Source organism: Spirillospora sp. NPDC047418 (assembly GCF_040643275.1).
Lineage (GTDB): Bacteria > Actinomycetota > Actinomycetes > Streptosporangiales > Streptosporangiaceae > Spirillospora.
Genome location: NZ_JBEYTW010000001.1, coordinates 259234 through 282762, shown reverse-complemented (window position 1 = coordinate 282762; position 23529 = coordinate 259234). Strand labels below are relative to the sequence as shown.

At 73.0% G+C, this 23529-nt stretch carries 19 protein-coding genes; 7 read left to right on the top strand and 12 right to left on the bottom strand.

Annotated elements, in window-relative coordinates; translation table 11 throughout:
- Nucleotides 1-5: 5 nt before the first annotated feature.
- The 3 genes from ABZ806_RS01100 to ABZ806_RS01090 form a co-directional block, all read right to left on the bottom strand.
- On the bottom strand, nucleotides 6-1247 hold the full coding sequence (locus tag ABZ806_RS01100) for an MFS transporter (RefSeq protein WP_500214429.1): 1242 nt from the start codon (nucleotides 1245-1247) through the stop codon (nucleotides 6-8).
- A complete protein-coding gene (locus ABZ806_RS01095) occupies nucleotides 1244-2911 on the bottom strand; it encodes an amidohydrolase family protein (RefSeq protein ID WP_500214427.1) in 1668 nt (555 codons plus the stop codon). Before ABZ806_RS01095 ends, ABZ806_RS01100 begins: the two co-directional genes overlap by 4 nt.
- Nucleotides 2912-2992: 81 nt before the next feature.
- Complete coding sequence (locus ABZ806_RS01090) at nucleotides 2993-3616, bottom strand: TetR/AcrR family transcriptional regulator (RefSeq protein ID WP_500214425.1); 624 nt, start codon at nucleotides 3614-3616, stop codon at nucleotides 2993-2995.
- A gap of 105 nt (nucleotides 3617-3721) precedes the next feature.
- Here ABZ806_RS01090 and ABZ806_RS01085 point away from each other — a divergent pair, with 105 nt between their 5' ends.
- Together ABZ806_RS01085 and ABZ806_RS01080 are read left to right on the top strand one after the other, a co-directional pair.
- Nucleotides 3722-5098 carry a GH1 family beta-glucosidase gene (locus ABZ806_RS01085; RefSeq protein WP_500214423.1) on the top strand — a complete coding sequence of 459 codons (1377 nt, stop codon included), beginning with the start codon at nucleotides 3722-3724 and terminating at the stop codon, nucleotides 5096-5098.
- A gap of 49 nt (nucleotides 5099-5147) precedes the next feature.
- A complete protein-coding gene (locus ABZ806_RS01080) occupies nucleotides 5148-6719 on the top strand; it encodes a FadD3 family acyl-CoA ligase (RefSeq protein ID WP_500214422.1) in 1572 nt (523 codons plus the stop codon).
- Here the strand turns inward: ABZ806_RS01080 and ABZ806_RS01075 are convergent.
- Nucleotides 6703-7602 carry an acyl-CoA dehydrogenase family protein gene (locus ABZ806_RS01075; RefSeq protein ID WP_500214420.1) on the bottom strand — a complete coding sequence of 300 codons (900 nt, stop codon included), beginning with the start codon at nucleotides 7600-7602 and terminating at the stop codon, nucleotides 6703-6705. The two genes, ABZ806_RS01080 and ABZ806_RS01075, sit on opposite strands and share 17 nt — an antisense overlap.
- Nucleotides 7599-8729 carry an acyl-CoA dehydrogenase family protein gene (locus ABZ806_RS01070; RefSeq protein WP_500214419.1) on the bottom strand — a complete coding sequence of 377 codons (1131 nt, stop codon included), beginning with the start codon at nucleotides 8727-8729 and terminating at the stop codon, nucleotides 7599-7601. The genes ABZ806_RS01075 and ABZ806_RS01070 overlap by 4 nt, the downstream gene beginning before the upstream one ends.
- A gap of 160 nt (nucleotides 8730-8889) precedes the next feature.
- On the opposite strand from ABZ806_RS01070, the gene ABZ806_RS01065 reads away from it, so the two are divergent.
- Entirely contained in the window at nucleotides 8890-9849 is a 960-nt protein-coding gene (locus ABZ806_RS01065) for a DUF7064 domain-containing protein (protein WP_500214417.1), read from the top strand.
- Nucleotides 9846-10886 (top strand): phosphotransferase, encoded by a 1041-nt coding sequence (locus tag ABZ806_RS01060; protein ID WP_500214415.1) that lies wholly within the window; start codon nucleotides 9846-9848, stop codon nucleotides 10884-10886. Before ABZ806_RS01065 ends, ABZ806_RS01060 begins: the two co-directional genes overlap by 4 nt.
- On the opposite strand, the gene ABZ806_RS01055 is transcribed toward ABZ806_RS01060, so the two are convergent.
- Both ABZ806_RS01055 and ABZ806_RS01050 read right to left on the bottom strand, forming a co-directional pair.
- The gene (locus tag ABZ806_RS01055) at nucleotides 10876-11343 is read right to left on the bottom strand and encodes a hypothetical protein (RefSeq protein WP_500214414.1); all 468 of its coding nucleotides are present in this window, start codon (nucleotides 11341-11343) and stop codon (nucleotides 10876-10878) included. The genes ABZ806_RS01060 and ABZ806_RS01055 overlap by 11 nt on opposite strands.
- A gap of 209 nt (nucleotides 11344-11552) precedes the next feature.
- Nucleotides 11553-12287, bottom strand: coding sequence for an ATP-binding protein (locus ABZ806_RS01050; protein WP_500214412.1), 735 nt, complete (start codon nucleotides 12285-12287; stop codon nucleotides 11553-11555).
- Between the two features lie 206 nt (nucleotides 12288-12493).
- Between ABZ806_RS01050 and ABZ806_RS01045 the strand changes: the two genes are divergently transcribed.
- Genes ABZ806_RS01045 through ABZ806_RS01035 form a run of 3 tightly spaced genes read left to right on the top strand, consistent with a single transcriptional unit; the run spans nucleotide 12494 to nucleotide 14411 of the window.
- Entirely contained in the window at nucleotides 12494-13381 is an 888-nt protein-coding gene (locus tag ABZ806_RS01045; protein WP_500214410.1) for a helix-turn-helix domain-containing protein, read from the top strand.
- Nucleotides 13378-13584 (top strand): DUF397 domain-containing protein, encoded by a 207-nt coding sequence (locus ABZ806_RS01040; RefSeq protein ID WP_500214409.1) that lies wholly within the window; start codon nucleotides 13378-13380, stop codon nucleotides 13582-13584. The genes ABZ806_RS01045 and ABZ806_RS01040 overlap by 4 nt, the downstream gene beginning before the upstream one ends.
- 56 nt (nucleotides 13585-13640) lie before the next feature.
- Entirely contained in the window at nucleotides 13641-14411 is a 771-nt protein-coding gene (locus ABZ806_RS01035) for an NYN domain-containing protein (RefSeq protein ID WP_500214407.1), read from the top strand.
- Between the two features lie 3 nt (nucleotides 14412-14414).
- On the opposite strand, the gene ABZ806_RS01030 is transcribed toward ABZ806_RS01035, so the two are convergent.
- The 5 genes from ABZ806_RS01030 to ABZ806_RS01010 are packed head-to-tail and all read right to left on the bottom strand — an operon-like array spanning nucleotide 14415 to nucleotide 23372.
- Nucleotides 14415-15335 carry an SEC-C metal-binding domain-containing protein gene (locus ABZ806_RS01030; RefSeq protein WP_500214405.1) on the bottom strand — a complete coding sequence of 307 codons (921 nt, stop codon included), beginning with the start codon at nucleotides 15333-15335 and terminating at the stop codon, nucleotides 14415-14417.
- 27 nt (nucleotides 15336-15362) lie between these two features.
- Nucleotides 15363-16586 (bottom strand): TIGR02679 family protein, encoded by a 1224-nt coding sequence (locus ABZ806_RS01025; protein ID WP_500214403.1) that lies wholly within the window; start codon nucleotides 16584-16586, stop codon nucleotides 15363-15365.
- A complete protein-coding gene (locus ABZ806_RS01020) occupies nucleotides 16583-20662 on the bottom strand; it encodes a TIGR02680 family protein (protein ID WP_500214401.1) in 4080 nt (1359 codons plus the stop codon). The genes ABZ806_RS01025 and ABZ806_RS01020 overlap by 4 nt, the downstream gene beginning before the upstream one ends.
- On the bottom strand, nucleotides 20662-21828 hold the full coding sequence (locus tag ABZ806_RS01015) for a TIGR02678 family protein (RefSeq protein ID WP_500214399.1): 1167 nt from the start codon (nucleotides 21826-21828) through the stop codon (nucleotides 20662-20664). The genes ABZ806_RS01020 and ABZ806_RS01015 overlap by 1 nt, the downstream gene beginning before the upstream one ends.
- A complete protein-coding gene (locus ABZ806_RS01010; RefSeq protein ID WP_500214397.1) occupies nucleotides 21825-23372 on the bottom strand; it encodes a TIGR02677 family protein in 1548 nt (515 codons plus the stop codon). Before ABZ806_RS01010 ends, ABZ806_RS01015 begins: the two co-directional genes overlap by 4 nt.
- Between the last annotated feature and the right edge of the window lie 157 nt (nucleotides 23373-23529).

Sequence of the window (23529 nt, the reverse complement as noted above, 5' to 3'; positions counted from 1 at the left end):
ACCTTTCAACGGACACTCCTGATCCGGTACACGGAGGCGGAACCCAGCAGCATGATCACGGCGGACACCGCGTACAGCACGCGGTAGCCGCCGACGAACGTGAGCACGAACCAGGCGACGCCGAAGGCCAGCGGGACGTTCTGCGCCGCGTTGATGACGCCGAGGTCGCGGGCGCGGCTGCGCTGGTCGGGCAGCACGTCGGTGACGAGCGCCTGGTCGACCGACAGGAAGGCGCCGTAGCCCGCCCCGAGCAGCACCGCCCCCGCCATGGCGGACGGCCAGGCCGGCGCGATCGCCAGCAGCGCCGCCGCGCCGGCCTGGAGCGCGCCGGCGACCGCGATGAGGTCCCGGCGGCGGCCTAGCGCGTCCGACGCCCGCCCGCCGAGCCAGCCGGTCGCCGCGCAGCACACCAGGTAGATCAGCGTGAGGATCAGCAGCGACCCGTCGGGGTCGCGCCGGTGCAGGACGTCGGTGAGGAAGTACAGCAGGTACGTCGTCCCGGCCAGGTTCCCGGCGTTGATCAGCACGCGGGACAGCAGCGCCCAGTAGTAGTCCGGGTGCCGGCGCGGACGCGGGAACGGGACCCGCACGCCCGCGCCCGGTGCCGGCCCGCCGGCCTGGAGGGCGGGGCGCGTCCGCGTCCGGACGAGGAAGAACGGCAGCGCCGACACGACCGCCAGCACCGCGATCAGCGCCCACATGCCGGCGACGGACGTGACCACCATCGTCACCAGCACCATGCCGACGACGAGCGCGACGACCTGCGGGACGCCCATCGCGGCGGACGCGGCGCCCCGCTGGTGGTGCGGCACCCGGTCGGCGATCACGGCGCTGAGCGCGGCGAGCACCGCCGCCGCGCCCATCGACACGACGACCATCAGGCCCGCCACGACCGGCCAGCTCGTCTGCGTCCCGATCAGCGCGTACGGGACGGCCGCGACCGCGAACCCGCCGAGCGCCCAGACGCGGCGGCGGCCGAAGCGGGTCCGGGTGCGGTCGCAGGCCATCCCGGCGAGCGGCACGCACAGCACGACCACCACGGAGTTCTGGACCAGCAGGTAGGACAGCACGTCCACCTTGTCCTCCGCCGCGATGCGCCCGATGAGGTGCGGCGTCATGAACTGCGGTGGCAGCAGGATCACCAGCCAGTACCCGAACCACGTGGCGGCGTAGCCGAGCAGCCAGCTGCGCCCGACCTCCGCGGTGTCGCGCTCGCCGGGGCGGCGGGCGGTCGTCAGTTCGGTCACGCGCCGCCCGTCCAGGTCTCGGCACGGCCCCACATCTCCAGGTACGCCTCGGCGCCGCGGGCCATGTCGTCGATGAGCGCCTGCCCGCCGTAGCTCCGCATGTCGGCGATCCAGTCGGCGACGAGCCCGTAGTTGGCGACGCCGTCGGTGTTCAGGTCCCACGTGCGCTGACCGGTGCGGAGCCGGTCGAGCTTCACCGCGGGGTCGACCGGCGAGGTGAAGGGGTAGCTCAGCGGGTGCTCCTTCGCGTCCGCGCGCGGTGCGGGCAGCGGGCCCATGCCGTTGGCGTCGAGCCCGTACCCGTAGCCGAACGTGAAGCGCGGGTCGCTCGCGCTCTTGTTGCGCCGCCACTCGGCGGCGAACCGGTCGGCGGAGTTCCCGTAGCCGGTGATCATCCCGCCGAGGTGGTAGACGCGCCGCATGTAGGTCTCGTCGGTCCAGCTGTGGGACGAGACGACGCCCGAGTACCCGGCGTCCTCCAGCAGGCGCAGCGTCTGGTCGGCGGCCTTCACGCTCATGTGGTCGATCTCGACGAGCATGTGCCGCTTCATCAGGCCCTGCACCATGTAGGCGCCGAGGTCGGTCAGCCCGAGCAGGTTGCAGTGCGGCGCGGGCGGATACAGCGGCAGCGTGATCCCGGCCTGCCCGAGCAGCCGCAGGAACTCGGCGACCTGCCCGTCGACGGCGCCGGCCGGGGCGATGGTGTTGTCGTGGGCGGCGCCGGTACACGTCTCGGCCTGCCAGAACCGGCCGGTGCCGAGGAAGTTGCCCGCGTTGATGACGGCGCCGGTCGTGCCGCCGTCGAACCGCACCCCGCACAGGGCGTTGTCGAACTTGTGGCACAGGAACATCGAGGACACGCCGAGTTCTCGCATCTCGTCCAGGCCCTTGTCGATGTCGGCGCGCGTGCACTGCGCGACGCCGCCGATCACGCGGCAGCCGAACGGCTCGGACGTCTCGATGCCGAGGACGACGGCGAGCTTGCCCTGCCCGATCACCTGGCGGGCCTCCTCGGGGCCCCGCACGATGCGGAACCAGCCCTTGCCGGGCCCGCCGCTGAGCCCGTCGATGTAGGACTCCATCTCGCGCATCCGCCGCGCCTCGAGCCGGATGATCGCCATCTCGTCGCACGCGTTGCGCTTCAGCGGGTAGATCTCGCAGAGCTGCCGGTTGGCGACGAGCTGGTTGACCAGGACGCGCTGCCCGGCGCGCCAGGACCGCTCCAGCCAGGCGTAGTAGACCTGCTGGTGGGTGCGGGAGTCCCAGGCGGGCCAGTCCTTGAACGTCGGCCAGCCGGTGGGGTCGTGGGTGCCGAACGGGCTGCCGTGCCGGGTGAAGTTCTCGAAGAAGGCGAACGCGCCGTTCGCGGCGTGGTCGGGGCAGTCGCGCAGCGCCGCCTGGATGCCGTCCGGGTCGAACGGCTTGCCGCACAGCAGCTGCCCGCCGAACGCCTCGTACGACATCAGGTGGCTGTGGGCGTCGATGTAGCCGCGCACCTCACCGCCGCCGCCGGACGGGGACGCGTAGGGGGACGCGGACGGGAGCGCGGACGGGGACGCGGCACGGGCGGCCGGCGGGGCGGCCAGCCCGGAGGCGAGCGCGGCGAGCAGGGCGAGGACGAGCGGGATGCAGGCGGTACGTCGGAGGGAGCGTCGGAACGTCATGGGGCACCTCGACCGGGGTGGGGGCCACGGATCTGAGCTGAGTGATATCACCGATCGAGGAAAAAGTGAACAAGGCTCATGTTATGGATCTGGCACGGGATCCGCCGCGAGGTCGGTGAAGTACGCCCGCAGCAGCCGCGCGCCGAGCGCGACCACGGCCGGGTCGCCGTCCTCGGCCGACTGGTAGGCGAGCCGGAGCAGGCCGTCCGACGCCGTGATCGCGACCAGCAGGACGCGCTCGTGGTCGGGCAGCGGCGGCAGGCCCGCCTTCTGCGTGCCGAGCTCGTACATGCGCGCCGCCATCTCGGTGTCGATCCGGCGGACGAGGCCCTGGTCGATGGCGCCGGTGTCGCGGAAGTCGGCGATGAAGAAGCCCGGCACGCTGCGGCGCAGCGCGAGGCTCTCGTCGTAGACGAGCACGGCCGCGTCCGCCCACGTCCGCACCGGCTCGGTCGTGAGCCGCTCGTGGACCCGCCCGAGCAGGATCGCCAGGTTCCGCATGGCCAGCTCGTACAGCAGCCCCGACCTGCCGTCGAAGAACTGGTACAGCGTGCCGATCGGGACGCCCGCCCGGCGGGCGACCTCCCGCGTGGTCAGCGCGTCGTGCCCGGTCTCGGCGAGCAGCTCCGCGCAGGCGTCGAGCAGCCGCTCGAACCGCTCCGCGCTGCGGCGCTGCGTCGGCCTGCGGCGCACCCCGTCGGTCATCGCCCCTCCGAATCCCGGCCGTCCCGATCCCGGCCGCCCCGACCGAACATGACACATGTTCATGTTTTAATGTGACGTCCACTCATGTTAGGAGAGGAGACGCGCGTGCTTCCCCGCTTTCCCGAGGGCTTCCTGTGGGGTACGGCCACGGCGGCGTACCAGATCGAAGGCGCCGTGAAGGAGGACGGACGCGGCCTCAGCGTCTGGGACGCCTTCTGCGCCGAGCCCGGCCGGATCAAGAACGGCGACACCGGCGAGGTCGCGTGCGACCACTACCACCGCTGGCCGGAGGACGTCGCGCTGATGGCCGGCCTCGGCGTGAACGCCTACCGGTTCTCGGTGGCGTGGCCGCGCGTCCAGCCGGACGGGCGCGGCCCCGCGAACCCCAGGGGCCTCGACTTCTACGACCGGCTCGTCGATGCCCTCGCCGAGCGGGGCATCCTGCCCGCGCTCACCCTCTACCACTGGGACCTGCCGCAGGCGCTCCAGGACGCCGGCGGCTGGATGAACCGCGACACCGCGCACCGGTTCGCCGAGTACGCCGCCCTCGTCGCCGACCGGCTCGGCGACCGCGTCGGCGCCTGGATCACGCTGAACGAGCCGTTCGTCCACATGACCGAGGGCTACGGCATCGGGACCCACGCGCCCGGCGAGGCGCTCCTCCTGGACGCCCTGCCCGCCGCCCACCACCTGCTGCTCGGCCACGGCCTCGCCGTCCCGGTGCTGCACGAGCGGACGTCCGGCCAGGTCGCGATCACCAACAACTACAGCCCGGTGTGGGCCGCGAGCGACACGCCCGCCGACCGGGCCGCCGCGGCCGCGTTCGACGCCCTGCAGAACCGCCTGTTCACCGACCCGCTCCTGCTGGGCCGCTACCCGGACCTGGGCGCCTACGGTGTGGCCGGCCTCCCGTTCGTCCGGGACGGCGACCTCGCCGCGATCGCCGCGCCGCTCGACCTGCTCGGCGTCAACTACTACAGCCCGACGAAGGTCGCGGCTCCCCGCAGTGGAGCCGCCACCTCCGGCGGCGCGTCCGTCCTGCGCGAGGTCGAGCGGCATCTCGACGGCGCCGGCCTGCCCTTCGAGGACGTGCCGATCGACGGCCACCCGGTCACGGCGTTCGGCTGGCCGGTCGTCCCGGACGGCCTGCACGAGCTGCTGACCGGCCTCCGCGACACCTACCGGGACGCGCTGCCGCCGATCCTGATCACCGAGAACGGCTGCTCGGCGCCGGACGAGCCCGGCCGCACCGACCAGGACCGGATCGACTACCTCGACGGCCACCTCCGGTCACTGCACCGCGCCATCGGCGACGGCGTGGACGTCCGCGGCTACTTCGTCTGGTCGCTGCTCGACAACTTCGAGTGGGCGGAGGGCTTCGACCAGCGGTTCGGCCTCGTCCACGTCGACTACGCCACCCAGCGCCGCACGCCGAAGGCGTCCTACCACTGGCTGCGCGGGGAACTGGCCCGGTACCGGTGAGCGGGACGCCCTGGCCCGGCGGCCCCCGCCGCACCCATCATGGAGGGTTATGAGCGAGCTGACGATTCCGGGTCTGCTGGAGCGGGCCGCGCAGGACTCTCCGGACGCCGAGGCGGTCGTGGACGGCGACGTCCGGGTGACCTACGCGGAGCTGCGCGAGCAGGTGCGGGAGGCGACGGCCGCGTTCATCGGCGCCGGCGTCGGCGCGGGCGACCGCATCGCCATCTGGGCGCCCAACGGCCTCCGCTGGATCGTCACCGTGCTCGGCGCCATGGGCGCGGGCGCGACGCTCGTCCCGCTGAACACCCGGTACAAGGGCGACGAGGCCCGCTGGCCGCTCACCAAGGCCGAAGTGAAGCTCCTCTTCGTGGAGGACGGGTTCCTCGGCATCGACTACCCCGGCATGCTCGGCCTGGACGCGTCGGGCGCCGTCCCCGGGCTGCCCGCCCTCCAGGGCATCGTCACGTTCAACGGCCCCGCGCGGCCCGGCGTCGACGACTGGGGCCGGTTCACCGCCAAGGCGGTGCCGGCGGCGGAGGCCGACGCGCGGACGGCGGCCGTCCGGGCGGACGACGTCGCCGACATCCTGTTCACGTCCGGGACGACCGGCCGGGCCAAGGGCGTCGTGGTCACCCACGAGCAGAACGTCCGCACCTACGCGGCCTGGACGAGCCGGACCGGCCTGAACGCCGGCGACCGCTACCTCATCGTCAACCCGATGTTCCACACGTTCGGCTACAAGGCGGGCGTGCTGGCGTGCGTGATGAAGGGCGCCGCGATGGTGCTCCAGCGCACCTTCGACGTCCCGGAGACGCTGCGGCTGATCGAGCAGGAGAAGATCACCGTGCTGCCCGGCCCGCCGACCATCTACACCTCGCTGCTGGACGCGCCCGGCCGCGACGAGCGGGACCTCTCCTCCCTCCGGCTGGCCGTGACCGGCGCGGGAGACGTGCCCGTCGCGCTCGTGCGCCGCATCAAGGAGGAGCTGTTCCCGCAGGTCGTCACCGCCTACGGGCTGACCGAGTCGTCCGGCACCGTGACCGCCTGCTCGGTGGACGACGATGACGAGACGATCGCGACGACCTCCGGCCGGGCCATCGACGACGTCGAAGTCAAGATCGTCGACGAGAAGGGCGAGCCGGTCCCGGCGGGCACCGACGGCGAGATCCTCGTCCGCGGCTACAACGTCATGAAGGGCTACCTCGGCGACCCGGAGGCGACGGCCGAGGCGATCCGCGACGGCTGGCTCGACACCGGCGACCGGGGCCGCGTCGACGAGCGCGGCAACCTCGCCATCACCGGGCGGACCAAGGAGATGTTCGTGGTCGGCGGGTTCAACGTGTATCCGGCCGAGGTCGAGGACGCCCTCGCCCGCCACGACGCCGTCGCCGAGTCGGGCGTCATCGGCGTCCCCGACCAGCGGATGGGCGAGGTCGCCCGCGCTTACGTCCGGCTCCGCCCGGGCAGGAGCGCCACGGCGGACGAGCTGATCGCGCACTGCCGGGAGCGGCTCGCGAACTTCAAGGTCCCCCGGGAGGTCGTCTTCGTGGACGACCTCCCGAAGACCGCGTCCGGCAAGGTCCGCCGCGTGGAGCTCAAGGACTTCACAGAGCAGCGATGACGCGGGCCCTGTGCTCGGCCACCGAACCCCATGCCGAGTACAGCGCGCGCGCCTTGCGGATCCACAGCGACGGGTCGTACTCGTCGGTGTAGCCGATCGCGCCGTGCACCTGCAGGGCCGTCTTGGCCAGCCCGTAGGACGCCTCCGACGCGGCGACCTTCGCCGCTGACACATCCCGGGCGAAGTCGGGCGTCCCGTACGACAGCGCCGCCCCGTACACGAGCGGCCGGGCGAACTCCAGCTCGACCATCGCGCTCGCCAGATGGTGCTTGATCGCCTGGTACTCGCCGATCGGCCGGCCGAACTGCTGCCGCGTCTTGGCGTACTCCACCGACACGTCCAGCAGCGCCCGCCCGACCCCCACCTGCTGCGCCGCGCACAGCAGCACGCCGAAGTCGGTGAACCCGCCGCCGCCCTCGACGCGGAACAGCCGCCGCGCCGGGTCGAGCGACGCGAGCGCCGCGCCGGCCTTCCGCTCCACCTTGTCCGCGGTCAGCACGAGGTCGGCGACGTCGGCGTCCAGCGCGTGCGGGACGGCCAGCGACACGATCGCCTCGCCCTCCGCGATCCGCGCCAGCCACGGCGACTCGCCCAGCAGCTCGGCCGCCGCGAGCGTCTCCACATACGGCCCCGGAGCCGCGGCCCGGCCCAGCTCCTCGGCCGCGACGACCAGCTCGACCGGCAGCGGCCCGGCGCCGCCGAACTCCTCCGGCACCGCGACCGCGAACACCCCGGCCTCGGCGACCGACGCCCACAGCGCCCGCCCCGGCCCGGCGTCCCCGGCCGCCCACGCCCGCGCGATCTTCGGCGTACCCGCATCGCCCAGCAGCCGCCGCAACGTCTCCCCGAACATCCGCTGCTCGGCGTCCAACACGAACTTCATCGAGATCCCCTCGGCAGGCCGAGCAGCCGCTCGGCGATCACGTTGCGCTGGATCTCGTTGGTGCCGGCGTAGATCGGGCCGGCCAGCGAGAAGACGTAGTTCTCCAGCCACTCCGACTCCAGCTCGCCGTCCGGGCCGAGCAGGTCGAGCGCCGTCTCGTGCAGCGCGACGTCCAGCTCCGACCAGAACACCTTGTTCAGGCTCGACTCGGCGCCGATGTCGTCGTCGCGCGAGATCGTCTCGAAGCCCTTGAGCCGGTAGGCGCGCGACCTGATCCAGGCGTCCGCGACCCGGTCCCGCAGCCCGGTGTCGGACGGGTCGGCGCGCTCCTTCCACAGCTCGACGAGCCGCTCGGTCGCCGCCGTGAACCGGCCGGGGCTGCGCAGCGTCAGGCCCCGCTCGTTGCCCGCCGTGGCCATCGCGACCCGCCAGCCCTCGCCGGGCGCGCCGATGACGTCCGCGTCGGGGACGAACACCTTGTCGAGGAACAGCTCGGCGAACGCGGGCTTGCCGTCCAGCCGCCCGATCGGGCGCACGGTCACGCCCTCGGCGTCCAGCGGGAACATCAGATACGTGAGGCCCCTGTGCCGCTCCGACTCCGGATCCGACCGGAACAGCCCGAACCCCATGTCGGCGAACGCGGCCCGCGAACTCCACGTCTTCTGCCCGTCCAGCAGCCAGCCGCCGTCCGTCCGCGTCGCCGTGGCGCGCAGGGCCGCGAGGTCGCTGCCCGCGCCCGGCTCCGACCATGCCTGCGCCCAGATGACCTCGCCCGCCGCCATCGGCGGCAGGATCCGCGCGAGCTGCTCGGGCGTGCCGTGCTTCAGCAGCGTCGGCGCCAGCAGGTTGATGCCGTTCTGGCTGACCCGGCCGGGCGCGGCCGCCGCGTAGTACTCCTCCTCGAAGATCAGCCACCGCAGCACCGAGACGCCGCGGCCGCCGTACTCCTGCGGCCACGACACCACCCCGAGGCGCGCCGAGCCGAGCGTCCGCTCCCACTCCCGGTGGGCCGCGAACCCCTCCTCGGTCTCCAGCGAGGGCAGCGGCTCCGCCGGGACGTGCGCGCGCAGCCACGCCCGCACCTCGGCGCGGAACGCCTCGTCCGCCGTCCCGAACTCAAGATCCATGAGAACCTCTTTCTAACAACTGTTTGGTAGAGTAACCGCCCTTCCGAACTGCCGCCGCCCCCTCCCGCCCAGTGAGATCCCCGCCGCGCGGCTGGCTCACCATGGGCGGACGTGGTTAAGATCACGCTCTAGAACCGCGTTCGGAACCTTCGGAGGGTCCATGGCGAGGATCGTCGAGCACGGCACCTGGAACCTGACGCCCGAGGACGAGGGGCTGCACGAACCCGGCCCCGAGCCGCTGTGGAACGAGTCCTACTACTTCGACTTCGCGGCCCCCGACGGCTCCATCGCCGGCTACGTGCGGCTCGGCCTCTACCCGAACTGGGACCGCGCCTGGTACTGGGCGGCGCTCGTACGGCCGGGCCGCCCGCTGCTCCTGATCGCCGACAACAACGCGCCGCTGCCCAAGCCCGGAACGGCGGACGTCCACGCCGACGCCTATACCGCGACGCAGGAGATCCCCCACCCCTTCGGCCCGGCCCGGGTCACCCTGCAGGGGCGCGCGTCCGTCCTCCCCGACCCGGCCGGCGCCGCCACCGAGACCACCGGACTCTCCTTCGACCTGCGCTGGGACACCGTCAGCGGCGTCTACCCCTACAAGGACATCCCGCGCTACGAGATCCCCTGCACCGTCACGGGCCTGGTCAGCGTCGGCGGCGAGAAGATCGCCATCGACGCGCCCGGGGAGCGCGACCACAGCTGGGGTGAGCGCGACTGGTGGAAGGTCTCCTGGCTGTGGACGTCCGGCCGCCTCGACGACGGCACGTTCGTCCACGGCATGCAGGCCAACGTCGGCTTCCCGCTGCCGTGGCCGTGCTTCGCCGTCCCGCCGGACGGCGACATCGAGCACCGCGCCGGATTCTCCGCCGAGACGACCTTCGCCGACGGCCTGCCCGCCCGCTCCGACCTCCGCTTCCCCGGCGCGCCCATGACCGTGACGCCGGTGGCGTTCGCACCGGTCTCCATCACCTCCCCCGACGGCCGCGACGCCGACTTCCCGCGCGCCCTGTGCCGCTTCGAGACCGAGGACGGACGCACCGGCCACGGCTGGACCGAATGGCACCAGCCGCCCGGCTGGCAGGACCACGGCTGGACCCACCTCGCCGAGGAGACCGCGTGACCGGGCCGGTCTCCGGAGCCGGCGCGCTGACCGCGTCCTGGCTCTCGGACGCGCTCGGGACGAAGGTCGCCGCCGTCCGCACCGAGCCGGTCGGCACCGGCCAGGTCTCCGACAGCCTCCGCCTCTTCCTCACCTACGCGGACGAGACGCCCCTCCCGCCCACCATGGTCGCGAAGGTCCCGGCGGCCGACCCGTCCAGCCGCGCCGCCGCCCGCGCCATCCGCACCTACGAGGTCGAGGCGCACTTCTACGCCGAACTCGCCGAACGCCTCGACGCGGGCGTCCCCACCTGCTACTTCTCTGCCTACGCCGCCGAACCGGACGAGTACACCGTCCTCCTGGCCGACCTCGCCCCCGCGCGGCCCGGCGACCAGCTTGCGGGCATCGCCCCCGAGGACGCCGCCGCCGCGATCACCGAGATGGCCGCCTTCCACGCCGCGGGCTGGGACGCCCCCGACCTGGCGGCCCTGCCCTGGCTGAACCGCCACGACGCCGACGCGGCGGCCTTCACCGCCGCGATGGTCACCGACCTCTACACCGGCTTCAAGGACCGCTACGCCACCGACCTGGGCCCCGCCGTCATCGCCCTGATCGAGGACTTCCTCCCCTCCCTGCCCGCCTACCTGACCGCCCGCGAAGGCCCGCAGACCCTGTCCCACGGCGACTTCCGCGCCGACAACCTGCTGTTCGGCGGCCCCCGCACCGCCGTCCTCGACTGGCAGACCTGCGCCTACGGCCCCGGCCTCGCCGACCTCTCCTACTTCCTGGGCTCCAGCCTCCCAACCGAAGCCCGCCGCACCCACGAACAGGACCTCGTCCAGAGCTACCACGCGGCCCTGACAACCCGCGGCGTCACCCTCACCTGGGACGACTGCTGGACGTCCTACCGCCACCACGCCTTCCACGGCATAGTCATGGCGATCGGCGCCTCCATGCTGGTCGAGCGCACCCCGCGCGGCGACGAGATGTTCTGCACCATGACCACCCGCCACGCCCACCACGCCCTGGACCTGAACTCCCTCGCCCTCATCCCCTGACCCACCGAAGGCCGAACTTCACGAACACCGTGCCGAAACCGAACGCCGCATAACCGCAGACAAGGAAGAGGGCGGTGACGAACACGGTCGCCCCAAGGCGAGCCCAACTCCACATTCCGCGCTCATAGGCCGTTCCGTCCGCGAGCCGTACCGGTATCCGGCGGCCCTGGTCGCAGGAGCCCGAGTGCTTCACCTTGACATCAGGTGTGCGCGCACCCCGATCAGAGTGAAAGTCCCCGTAGCAATTCCGCGGGGATCGCCACCCGCCACCGACCTGGGCCGTGTGCGTGACGGTCAAAGTCCCGGCATTACCGGACGCGCCGTACGTCGCTGCCCATTCCCGTCCGAAGCTCAGCAGCCCCGCGGCGGCGAGGAGCAGAAACGGCACCGTGCAGAGGAACAGCACACCGAACACGATCCAGCCGCGGTCGCGCTCTCCTGCGTCAGGCGTGGCCATGTGCATCCGTCCTCGGCTCGGCGGCGCGGCCAAAGAAACGACCGCTTCCTAACTCAGACTCCCGCCGATCACCCCAGGTTCATTCCCGATCCCGCCGAGGACCCGACGCTCACGCCGATGTCCAGGGGGCTCCGGGTCGGCCCGCAGGCTGCCGACGGACGAGTTGTTGCGCGCGGCAAGCGGGCTGAAGGCGGGACGGGGGCGGGTTCTCAGGGGTTGGGGGAGCAGGGGTGGGTGGGGGTGGTGTCCAGGTGGTGGACGAGGAGTTCGGTGGTGTCCTGGAGGTCGATGAGGGGGCGGCGGGTGTAGCGGTGCGGGGAGGACCACCAGCAGAACGTCCGGCGGTGTACCCACACCGTGAGGCTGGGGAGCATCAGGAGGGACATGCCGTCCTCGGCGGTGCTGCGCGCGCCCTTGAAGCCGCGCCGGGTGAGGTTGAGGAGCAGGCACCGCGCGGCCGTGTCCGGGCGGACCCGGTAGTGCAGGCCGGGCCAGTCGCGGGGGAGCGGTAGCGCGAACCAGACCGCCTTGCCGCGGACGGGCGCGCCGCTGACGCGGGAGCGCGTCGGCGTACTGCCCCAGTCGGCCGTGACCTCGCGGACGAGTCCGAGACCCTTCCCGTGCTCGTCCAGCAGCCCGGCCCCGGACGCGTGCGGCGTGGACGTTCGCGCGCCGTCGAAGACCGAGACGACGAGCTGCGGGGACGGGACGGTCCGCGCCCAGATCCACAGCTCCGGCCGGCCGCCGCGGGCGTGGCGCAGCGCGTTGGTCGCGGTCTCGGACACGGCGAGCCTGCCGTCCTCGATCACGTCCCCATCGAGCCGCAACTCCGACATCGTCTGCCGGACGAGCCGCCGCGCCGCCGCCGGTCCGCCCTCGTCCGCGGGCAGCCGCCATACGCAGGACCCCCCGCTCACCAGCCCCCACGCCCCCTTGACCTCCATCGAGACCTCCTATCGATGATCACGATGCGTGTGCAGCGTGTCACATGTCGTGCGGACGGCTCGATACTGACTGACGCACGATTAGGATGCAATCCCGTTTCGAAAACTCATATGAAGTGACCGAAATGAACTGTCTGTGCAGAATCGGCCACGCAAGGTGAGCATGAGAGGGCAGAATGGCGACCGACCGTCGAGGAGGTACCCCCATGCCCCGCCCCGAGAGCCCGACCGTCCGCCGGATCATGCTGGGAATCCGGCTCCGCGCGCTGCGCACCCGCGCCGGCGTCGCGGCGGACGACGCGGCCCGCCACATCGCCCGGACGGACTCGACCATCAGCCGGATGGAGACGGGCCAGACCTCCGTGCCCGCCCGCGTCCTCGAACGGCTCGTGGAACTGTACGGCGCGACGCCGGAGGAGACGGCGCAGCTCACCGAGCTGGCCAAGGCGGCGCGGCAGCGCGGCTGGTGGCAGCGCTACGGCGAGGTCCTGCACCCCGGATTCGAGCTGTACCTCGGCCTGGAGGCCGAGGCCACGGAGATCGACATGTACGCCAGTGAGTGGGTGCCCGGTCTGCTGCAGACGCCGGACTACGCTCGGGCGATCATGTCTGTAGAGCCTCGTCCGCCCTCGGACGAGGAGATCCAGGCCCGCGTGGAGGCACGGCTCGCGCGACAGGCCATCCTGGACGGGGACGGCCCACTCCAGTACTGGGTGGTGCTGAACGAGGCTGTCCTGCGGAGGACGGTCGGTAGCCCGGAAGTCATGCGCGAACAGTTGCGGTTTCTCGCAACCAGAGCGCGTCGGCGCAACGTGAAACTGCAGGTTCTGCCCTTCGATGCGGGAGCGCACCCTGGGACCTGCGGTTCCTTCACCCTGCTTGCATTGGACCTTGGGGAGGCCGCAGTCTCTGAGTACGCATATGTCGAGAACCGGGCGGGTTCACTGCTTATGGACAAGATCAAGGAGGTGGAAACTCATAGACTGGCGTTCGATTCCCTGCGGGCGCAGGCGTTGAACCCGCGAGAGTCCATGGCTCTCATGGACAAGACGGCTGCAGAGCTGGAACAACACGAGACGAGGTCGAACCCATGACGGACCCTGCGCGTTCCAACACGGTCTGGCGCAAGAGCTCCCGTAGCGGCAGCACCGGCGGTGAGTGCGTTGAAGTGGCGCGGGTGGGGGCCGCGAAGGCTGTGCGGGACTCGAAGGACCCGGGGGGCGACGTCCTGGCACTGGGGCGGGGTGCGTGGGCGGCCATGGTGGCGCAGATCAAGCGGGGTGCGTACGACCTCTGATGTACTGGGCGGATCCCGGTGGGCGGGTGGCTCGGTGATCTTGGGGAGGCGTGCGAGTGAGTGAGAACGCCGTTCGGCTGGCGGTGCTCATCGATGCCGACAACGCTCAGCCCGGGATCGTCGAGGGCCTGCTGGCCGAGGTCGCCAAGTACGGGACCGCTCACGTCAAGCGCGCCTACGGCGACTGGACGGGGACGAACCTGCGGGGCTGGAAGGAGCATCTGCTCGACCAGTCGATCCAGCCGATCCAGCAGTTCGCCTACACGTCCGGCAAGAACGCCACCGATGCGGCGATGGTCATCGATGCCATGGACCTGCTGTACTCCGACCGGTTCGACGGGTTCTGCCTCGTCTCCAGCGACAGCGACTTCACCCGGCTGGCCGCGCGGATCCGCGAGTCGGGCCTGACCGTGTACGGGTTCGGGGAGCGCAAGACGCCCAAGCCGTTCGTGGCGGCGTGCGACAAGTTCATCTACATCGAGAACCTCGCCTACGACCAGGGCTCGGCCGCGCCGACCGCCGCGACGCCCGCGTCCCCGACCTCGGCCGCCAAGCTCAAGCAGGACACCTCGCTCGTCAACCTGCTCCGCAACGCCGTCGAGGCCGCCTCGGACGAGGACGGATGGGCTCCGCTGGCGTCCGTCGGCCACATCATCACCAAGCAGCGCCCCGAGTTCGACTCCCGCAACTACGGCTACGCGAAGCTCAACGAGCTGATCGCCGCGACGACGCTGTTCGTCCTCGACCGCCGCAGCCCGGGCGACGGCAAGGCGGCCATCATGTACGTCCGCGACAAGCGCCACCAGGACAAGAAGCCCGGCGCCTGAGCTTCAGCGGTTGGCGGGGGAGCCGCAGCATTTCTTGTATTTGCGGCCTGAGCCGCACCAGCAGGGGGCGTTGCGTTCCGGGGGCCAGGCGAGGGTTTGGGCGCCTTTGCGGATGCGGTCCATGAGGTGGTCGGCGCGGGTCTGCTGGTCCTTCGGGTCGCGGTCGTGGGCCTCGGCGTACTCGAGGAGGTCGTCGACCGGTGTGGGAAGGACGCGGAGTCCGGACGCGCCGATCTCGTCGCTGGAGGCGCGCCAGCCGCGCTCGACGTCGCGGAAGTAGGAGGCCGGGTCGGTGGGGGCGGTGCCGTGGACGAGGCCCTCGGCGAAGGCGCGGTCGACGTCGGCGCGGACGAAGAACGAGCCGGCGGGCGGCGGGGCCGGGGCTTCGCGCCGCGCGAAGAGTTCGGCCATCTCGGCCTGCTCGTCCTCGGTGTGCAGGTCGAGGACGTCGGGCGGGAGGCCGAGGGCTCGGCGGACGCGCTGCCGTCCCCGTAGTTCGGGCCGGACGAACAGCCTGGACTCGGCAAGTTCGTCATCGTCGGCCATCAGGTCCCGGCAGGCGATGTTGAACCAGGTGAGGGCTTCGTCGAGGCGTCCTTGCGACTCCAGCAATTCCGCGATCAAGTCGGCCGGCCCCGGGTCGACGTGCGAGCGGCTGAGCCGGGCGATCTCCGCGTCGGCCTCGTCGGTGCGGCCGGATTCGGTGAGCAGGGAGATCCGTTCGGCGGTGGCGAACTGGGAGTCCAGGCCCGCGTCCATGGCGATGACGTCGTCGTAGATCTGCAGCGCCCGTTCGGGCTCGCCCGCCAGGGACCACTGCCCCGCCGCTTCCAGCAGGATCTCCGTGCGCTCGTCCGGGTGCTCCGCGGCGTCGCGTTCGAGTTCCTCGGCGAGCCGCCGCGCCTTGGGCCTGGAGTCCGTCACCAGGTCACCGTATAAGAGGCGGTTCGCTCAGGAGGCCAGGTCGGTGAGGAGGTCGGTGAGGACCTGTTCTTCTTCTACGCGGACGGCGCGGTCCTTCATTGCGGTGGCCAGGGTTGGGTCCCAGGGGGTCGGGACGGGACGGCCCGTGAGGGGTGTGGTCGAGGTCGCCGCGCGGTAGGCCGTCGCGTCGTAGCGCCAGGGGCGCCAGCCGACGCGGGCGTGGACGGCGGCGGCGATCGCCGCGCCGCCCCAGTCGAAGTCGCCGTGGTAGGCGAACTCGGCGCCGCCTTCGGCCAGGAGTTCCAGGAGGCGCCAGACCGCTGTCGACGGACGGCCGTTGCAGCAGACCAGGGGCGGGCAGGACGGGCCCAGGGCGTCGGCTGCGGCGGCCACGACGACCGGGTTCTCGCAGATGCGGACCAGGCCGGCCTGGATGGGGGACGTGTGGCGGCGAAGCTGGCGGAGAGTGAGGGACGCCGGTTCGCCCCGCAGGGTGGCGAGCATCCGGCCGGTGGGGGTCACCGCGTCGCCGGGCAGGCCCAGGCACAGGACCGTCGAGGAGAGCTCGTCCAGGTGCACGCCGACCGCCGCCCAGGTTTCGCGGCGGGATTCAGCGCCGCCGTCGGCGCGGAACGGCAGGCCGGCGAGGGCGCGGGCAGAGGAGAGGGCCAGGGTGGCGAGCGGGCCTTCGTCCAGGGCGTGGGCGTGGCCGCAGGTCTCGGCGGCGAACCGGCCTAGGGGCATGTCGGGGGACGGCAGGCGCCTCACCACGGCGGCGAGGCAGCGCAGAACGTGTGCGGCTTCGGCGGGGCCGGACGTCAGACGCCGGACCAGGCCGGTCGCGTCCAGCCAGGCGCGCCACTCCGCCAGTTCGGGGCGGGAGATGAGGGCCTCGTCCAGTGGGGCGGAGGCCGAGGCCCAGGCGGCGGCCGTTTCGGCGTTCTCCCGGGCCAGGTCGCGGACGGGGCCGTCCAGGAGTTCGACGGCTGCGGCGAGGCCGTGCGGGGACGCGCCGCTGGTGCGCAGGACACCGTCGACCTCGGTGAGCGAGACGGAGAGGGACGTCCCGATGCCCGCGCGGCGGCCGAGCAGGAGTTCGATCGCGCGCCGCTGCGGGAGGGTCGCTTCGGTCAGCGTGACCTTGCCGGTGAGCGCGCCGCCGCGTTCCAGGCGGGACCGGACGCGCCGCACCAGCCAGGCGGTGTCCGGCCCGCCCAGCAGCCGCCGGAGCCGCGCCAGGTCCGCCGTCATCCGAAGATGTCCGTCTGACCGGACGCCGGTTCGGGTTCGGGCAGGTCGGCGCGGGTGCGTTCGCGGCCGTCCCAGCGCCACGGCGTCACCAGGACGGCGTCGATGCCGTCGCGGCGGGACAGCTGGCAGATCGACAGGCCCGGCACCTGCGGGTAGCAGCCCCACTCGCGTTCGCTCGTCATGACCACGTCCATGTCGAACGTGGCGAGCAGGCCGAGGCACTTGGCGCGGGAGTCGTCGTCCACGCCGGCGAACGCCTCGTCCAGCGCGACCAGGCGCGGCGCGTGCGGGTTGCCCGCCGACTTGTAGTGCGCGGACGCGGCGGCGAACAGGGGAACGGAGGCGGCGAGCACCCGTTCCCCGCCCGACGCGGGGCCGGTCGCGGGACGCCACTGCCCGTCCTGGAGACGCTGGATCGCGAACGCGTGCCACGACCGGTAGTCCAGCGCGCGGGTGAGCTGCTCCGTCCAGCCGGACGCCGGGTTGTCGGCGTGCTCGCGCGCGATCTGCTCCTGCAGGAACCGGCCGACGGCGGCGCGGTCGTCGACCGACCAGGCGTCGATGGTCTGCCGCAGCTTCTCCCGGACGCGGTCGAGCCCGTCGGGGGCGTCCTTCGCGGGCTTCCAGACGAGCCGCAGCCGCATCCCGGTGGACGTGGGCCGGGACGTCAGCTCGGCGTTCATCTCCCGCACCTCGTCCTCGGCGGCGGCGATGAGCTCCTGGAGGGTGCCGGCGACCTCGTTCAGCAGGTGGTTCTCCAGGATCTCCCGCTCGCGGGCCGACAGGAGGCGTGCGCGCTGCTCCGTCTCGGTTTCGAGGGCGTCCGCCAGCCCGGGGACGTCGCGGGCGCGGCCCTGGAACACCACGTCCACGACCATGATCCCGTCGTGGACGGTGAGGCCGACCGAGTGCCCGTGCCGGGACATCGCGTCCGACAGCAGCTTGTGCTCCTCGGAGACCTTCCTCTGGACGCGGTCCCACGAGTTGTCGCCGTCGTCCACCGCGTCGAGTTCGGTGTTGACGGCGCGGGCGAGCTGCACGGCGGGGTTGGCCGCCCACTCCTGCGCCGGGTCGGGGACGGAAAGGCCGGGCACCGCGACGGTCAGCAGTCCGGTGGCGGCGAACGCGCGGAAGTCGCCCACGGCCTTGTCCCGGACGGTCGCGGCCTCCTGGATCTCGCCGCGCAGCCGGTCGCACGCCCCCTTCGCCTCGCCGCGCTCGCCGAGCGCGGACCGTTCCCGGTCGCGGGCCGCCGACTCGGCCGCGTCCCGTTCGCGGAGGGACTGCTTCACCTCGTTCAGGCGCCGGAACAGCTCGTCGACGGCGGCGCCCGCCGTCTCGACCAGCGCCCGGTGCTGCTCGGCCGCCGACTCGGCCTGCCCGCGCGCCTCGGCGGCCTCTTCCGCCGCCTCGTCCAGGCGTTCCCGGACGAGCGCGAGTTCCTCGGCGGCCTCGCGTGCCGCGTCCCGTGCCGACAGCAGCGCCTGCGCGGCGGGCCACAGCTCGGCCAGCGCCAGCCGGTAGTCGGTGACCGCCGTCCGGACCTCGGCGAGTTCGGCCTCTCCGGTCGGCAGGCCGACGTCGGCGGCGAACTCCCCGGCGCGTTCCCGGGCCTCGGACGCCTCGGCGCGGCACCGGTTCACGGCCGCGAGGGCATGGCCGTGCTCGGTGGCGGAGTCGCGGCGGCGCCGGTGCTCCCCGGCGAGCCGCACGTGAGCCTCGCGCAGGCCGGTGTCGCGCGGGACGGCGCGGTGCTCGGCGGCCAGCGACTCCCGCCGGGCGGCCAGCTCGGTCAGTTCCTCGCCGATCGCCGTGATCCGGGCCCGCGTCTCGCCGAGGTCGGCGCGGAGGGCGGCGATGCGGGCGCGGCGGGCCGCCTCGCGGGCGCCTTCGCCGATGAAGCCGGCGGTGTCCTTGTGCCAGGAACCGCCGAGGACGCCGTTCGCCCACCGGCCGTCCACCGCGACCCACGTCCGCGCGCCCGGCCCGAGACCCAGCCCGGCGAGGACGGCCCGGACGGCGTCGTCGGACAGCGCGGCGGCCCGCGGGTCGGCGCGGTCGACGGCGGGACGCAGCACCAGCGCGCACGACGGCCCTTCGACGGCCTCGCCGGTCAGGACGAACGTGTCGTCCGCACCGAGGAGTGCGCCCTGCGGCGTCACCCACGCGTCCAGGATGCCGGACGCCTCCAGTGCGGCCTCCAGCCCGGCCCGGTGGTCGGCGGGCACCGCGCCGGCGAAGTCGACGACCTTCCACAGCGGCGCACCCGGCAGGCCGGCCCGGGAGCCGGACCGCGTGTAGGGGACGGGCGGGACGTCGTGGCCGCCCGACTCCAGCCGCTCGATCTCCTCCCCGAGCGATGTCTCGCGCTCACGCTCGGCCCGCAGCCGGGATCCCGCGTCGGCCTCCCGCCCGCCGAGCGACGCCGTCGCCGCACGGGCGGCGTCGTCCACGGCGGTCGCGGCGGGGTTCTGCCCCTCGGCGGTCTGGGCCCATTCCTCCAGCTCTGCCAGGACCGCGTCCGGGTCGTCCACCTGGATCTGGACGAGCCCGGCGAGGTAGGTGACGTATGCGTTCAGTAGTTCCGCCGCGCCGGCGTGCGTCCGCGCCTCGGCCGCCGCGATCCGCTGGGCCGCGGCCTGCAACTCGCCGACCAGGCGTTCCGCCTCGGCGGTGGCGGCGTCCAGCCGGGTCCGGGCGGCGGTCACCGCCGACATCAGTTGGTCGAGCCGGGTGAGCGCGCGGGACCTGTTCTCGGCGAGTGCGCCGACCTCGCGGCGCGTCCCGGCCGGATCGGCCTCCCACCGCTCCATCGCCTCGTTGTGGGCGGGGCCGCATCCGGCGAGCCGGGCCAGCGCCACCGATCGGTCCCAGGCCGAGGCGAAGGACGTTTCGGCGTGGGCGGCACCCGAACGGGCCTTGTCGGCGCGGGCCTGCTTGCGGGTGACCTCGCCGGACAGGCCGCTGAGGTCGCGTTCGAGCCGGGTCGCGTACGTGTCGCGGCGGCGCGCCTCCTCGCCGATCTCCTCGATGCGCTTGGCGTCGCGCATCTCCGGGCTGGCCTCAAGGGCCTTCCGGCGCGCCTCCAGTCGGGTCTTCTCGCCGGCCAGCTCCGCCAGCAGCCGTGCGGCCGCGGCCAATTCGGTCTCGGCCGCCGTGAACCGCGTCTCCGCCTCGGTGAAGTCCCTGTTCAGGTGCTCGTACCTGCTCTGCGTGAGGCGCGGCCCGGCCGCCTTCCGCTTCGCGGCGATCCGGGAGTACCGGACGTAGTGCCCGAGGAAGTCGGTGGCGGCCTTGTGCGCTTCTTCCAGCGCCCGCAGCGCGTCCCGCTCCTCGTCCAGGCCCCGGAAAGCCTCCGCGACCGTCGTGATCAGCGCGGGGCTGAGCGGCGGCAGCGCCTCGGTCAGCGCCCGCGACAGCAGCCGCTCGTCCGGCTTCTTCGACAGCTGCGGCTGCCGCAACTGGATCAGCAGGTTGACCAGCGCCTCGTAGCGGTGCTCGCCCAGCCCGAACAGCGCGTCGTCCACGGCGCGCCGGTAGTCGGACGCCCGGTCGTAGACCAGGCCGTGGCCGTCCACCGCCTCGCGCAGCTTCTCCCGCGTCAGCGACACGCCGGTCTCCGAGACGAGCGCGAGGTCGGCGCCGACGCGGCGCGTGGTGACGAAGAACCAGTGCCGGACGATGCCGCGGTCCTTCACCGCCTTCAACCCGCAGCCGAGCGTCCGGTACTCCGGCGTCCCGTCCGGGTGGAGGCGGCCGAACTCCAGCCACGTGTAGCCGAGCCGCTCCGGATGCGGGTGCTTCCCGCCGAGGAGCAGGTTCCACTCCATCCGCTTCTGCCGGTCGCCGTCCGGCTCGACGCGGTGCGGGGACAGCTCGCCGTCCAGCAGGAACGGCAGCGTCAGCGCCAGCACCTTCGACTTGCCGGTGCCGTTGTTGCCGCGCAGCAGCAGCCGCCCGTCATGGAACCGGAACTCCTCGGCGTCGTAGTAGAACATGTCGACGAGCCCGGCGCGCAGCGGCTTCCAGCGCTCGGACGTCGGAACGGGCGTCCCCGCCACCTCACGGCCCCCCATCACCTCACGGCCCCCTTCGGTTCCCGGACGGTCGGTTCCTCCACCGCGTAGCGCGCGATCGCCGGGCGCGCCCGCACCCGGCCGTCCGGCAGGACCTCCACCAGCCGCAGCGCCGTCAGCTTGCCGAGCGCGATGTCCAGCAGGTCCTCCTCGGCGCCCGGCTCGGTCATGCCCTTGCGCCAGAACGACCTGTGCCGCTCCGCCGCGTCCCGGACGAACACCGCCAGCTCGCCCCGCCCGGCTTCCGCACGTCCCGCCAGGTACTCGGCGACCAGCAGCGTCGCATGCCCGTCGGTGCGCTGCTCCGGCATCCGCACGTCGGTGAGGTCGTCGTCCGGGTCGACCATCGCGACGCCCTCGGCGCGCAGCTCCGGCACGAGCCCGGTCGCCTCCTCGATCCGGCGGGTGATCGCGGCGCGCTGCGACACCAGGTACGCGCGCTCGGCGCCGTCCAGGTCGTCGTAGTAGATCACCGGGTCGTCCAGCAGCCGCCGGGTCAGGCTCCGCCGCAGCGCCCGGTTGCGCAGCTCGTCGGTGTCGGGGACGGGCTCGTCGGTCAGCTCCGCGAGCCGCTCCTCGAACCCTTCCGCGGACACCGTCGACGGCCCCCGCATCCCGGTGAGCAGCGCCGCGAGGACGACCCGGCGCACGTCGTACAGGACGTCCCCGGTCGCCGACAGGTACGACTCCTCGTCCCCCGACACCCGCCGCAGCACGCCCCAGCCGAGCAGCAGCCGCACCACCGCGACCAGGTCGGCGCGCTCCGCCCGGCTGTCCAGGGTGAACGGGAACGCCAGATCGGGTTCGGCGGCCGCGTTGAGCACCTCTTCCGCCAGCCGCCCGAGCGTCGTCTGCGCGTCGGCGCGCTCCAGCACCGCCAGCGCCAGGCACAGCACCACGTAGCGGCGCCGGCCGAACGCCTCCCCGGCCTTGCCGCGCGCCGGATGCGTCCCGTCGTCCAGGGTCGGCGCCGTCTTGAACAAGCGGGCGGTCTCGGCGTCCACCTGGAGGCGCCAGCCCGTCTCCCGGCTCAGCCAGTCCCGCAGCTCCGCCTGGTGGCGGCGGACGAGGACGAGGTCCTCCGGATCGGACTCGACCGTCAGCAGCGGCCGCCGCAGCAGCGCCCGCAGCGCGGCCCGGCGCCGCGCGAGGTCGTCGTCGCTCACGTCCCGCCCCCGCTCAGGTCGGTGATCTCGATGACGTGCTCGGGCCCGGTGAGCACGCCGTCCTCGGTCACGATCCGCGCCTCGCCGCCGCCGGGCACCAGCGACAGCCGCACCTCCATCGACCCGTCCCCGGTGATCGCCTTCACTTCGGTGTCGCCCGGCAGCCGCGCGGCGAGCGCGTCCCCGAGCAGCGCCAGGAACAGCCGGAACGCCCGCGGGTCGAGCATGCCCAGCTCCGACAGCAGCACCGGCCCGCCGGTGCGCAGCCGCGCCCGCGCCGCCGCCGTCTCCGCCGCCTCCCGGTCGGCCCGCTCGCGCAGCACGCGGCGCAGCTCCGACCGGTCCTGGACGCGGTTCGGCTTGCCGCGCCGCTCGTAGGAGCCCGTCCGGCGCAGCTGCGGCGAGATCCGCACCGGTGGCGCGTCCGCCCACGGCATCCCCTGCGGCGCCTCCTCGTCCCACGCCGCGACGGTCGCGGCCGTGACGGTCAGGTGCCGCGCGGACGTCAGCCCGAACGCCGCCCGCCACAACCGGTGCATCGCGGCGTCGTCCGGTGCCTCCGCGAACCAGCGGGCCAGCGCGCGGAAGTCGGCGGACCGGTCCGAGCGGCCCGACCGCCGCTCGTTCAGCAGCCCGACCGTGTCGACCAGCTGCTTGATCGCCGTCACCGCCGCCTGCCGCAGCAGCCGCGCCTGCGACGGACGGGCCGTCCCGCCGGACACGAACCAGTCCCGCAGGCCCCGCCACCGGTTGCGCCACGACTCCAGCGCGGCGGCCTCGGCGCGGCCGAACGCCTCGGCGGCGTCCGCGCCCTCCGGCACCGCGTCGGACGCCTCCCGCCGCGCCGCCGCCGTCAGCAGCCGCTCGTGCCCGCGCGTCTCCACGTCGTCCAGCAGCGCCGCGATCCGCGCGCCCGAGTTGGCGAGATCGGCGATGAACCGGTTGATGTAGTCGATGAGACGTTCCTTGTAGGCGATGAAGCCGTCGACGTCGCCGTCGGAGAAGTCGATCGCGCGGCGCAGCGACGCCATGAACGCCTGCGCGTTGTCGGCGAGCGAGGAGAACCGCTCGGCCAGCGCCAGCAGCAGCAGATGGACCTTGGCCGGGTCCGGATCGGGCGCGTCCGCGAGCGCCGCCAGCGCCGCGAGCCGGTCGGCGATGTCGGCGAGCGCCACCGACTGCAGCACGCCGCGCCGGCCGATCGCCTCCTCGTAGAACGCGATGGCCTGCTCGGCGGCGTGACCGGCCGGGGTGAGCTGGTAGAGGAACCGCTTGCGGTGGAAGTCCTCCACGGTGGTCACCCGGCCGGTGTCGGCGTCGGCGCGCAGGTTGCCCCAGTCGACGAGCTTGTCGAGCGCCTGCGTCAGCTGCTCGTCGCCGTCGCGGCGCAGCTCGGCCGCCACGTCCTCGGGACGCAGATGGACGATGAACCGCTCCTTGGCGCGCGCGAACGCGAGCAGGACGTCCCGGTAGAGGGGCGCGTTCGGCACGCTCAGATGGGCGAAGGGCTGTGGTCCGTCCGGCCCCGAGTCCAGATGAGTCACGGCCCCATTGTGGTGTCTGGACGGGACAGGGGGCGCCGACATGCGCCATCCGTCCGGGTCCGGTCGGTCCGCCCGTGCGCGGACGGCCCCGAGCGCGGCGTCCGCACCGCAGACCGGCTATCCGCGGCGACCGATCGGGCACCATCCTAACACTCGC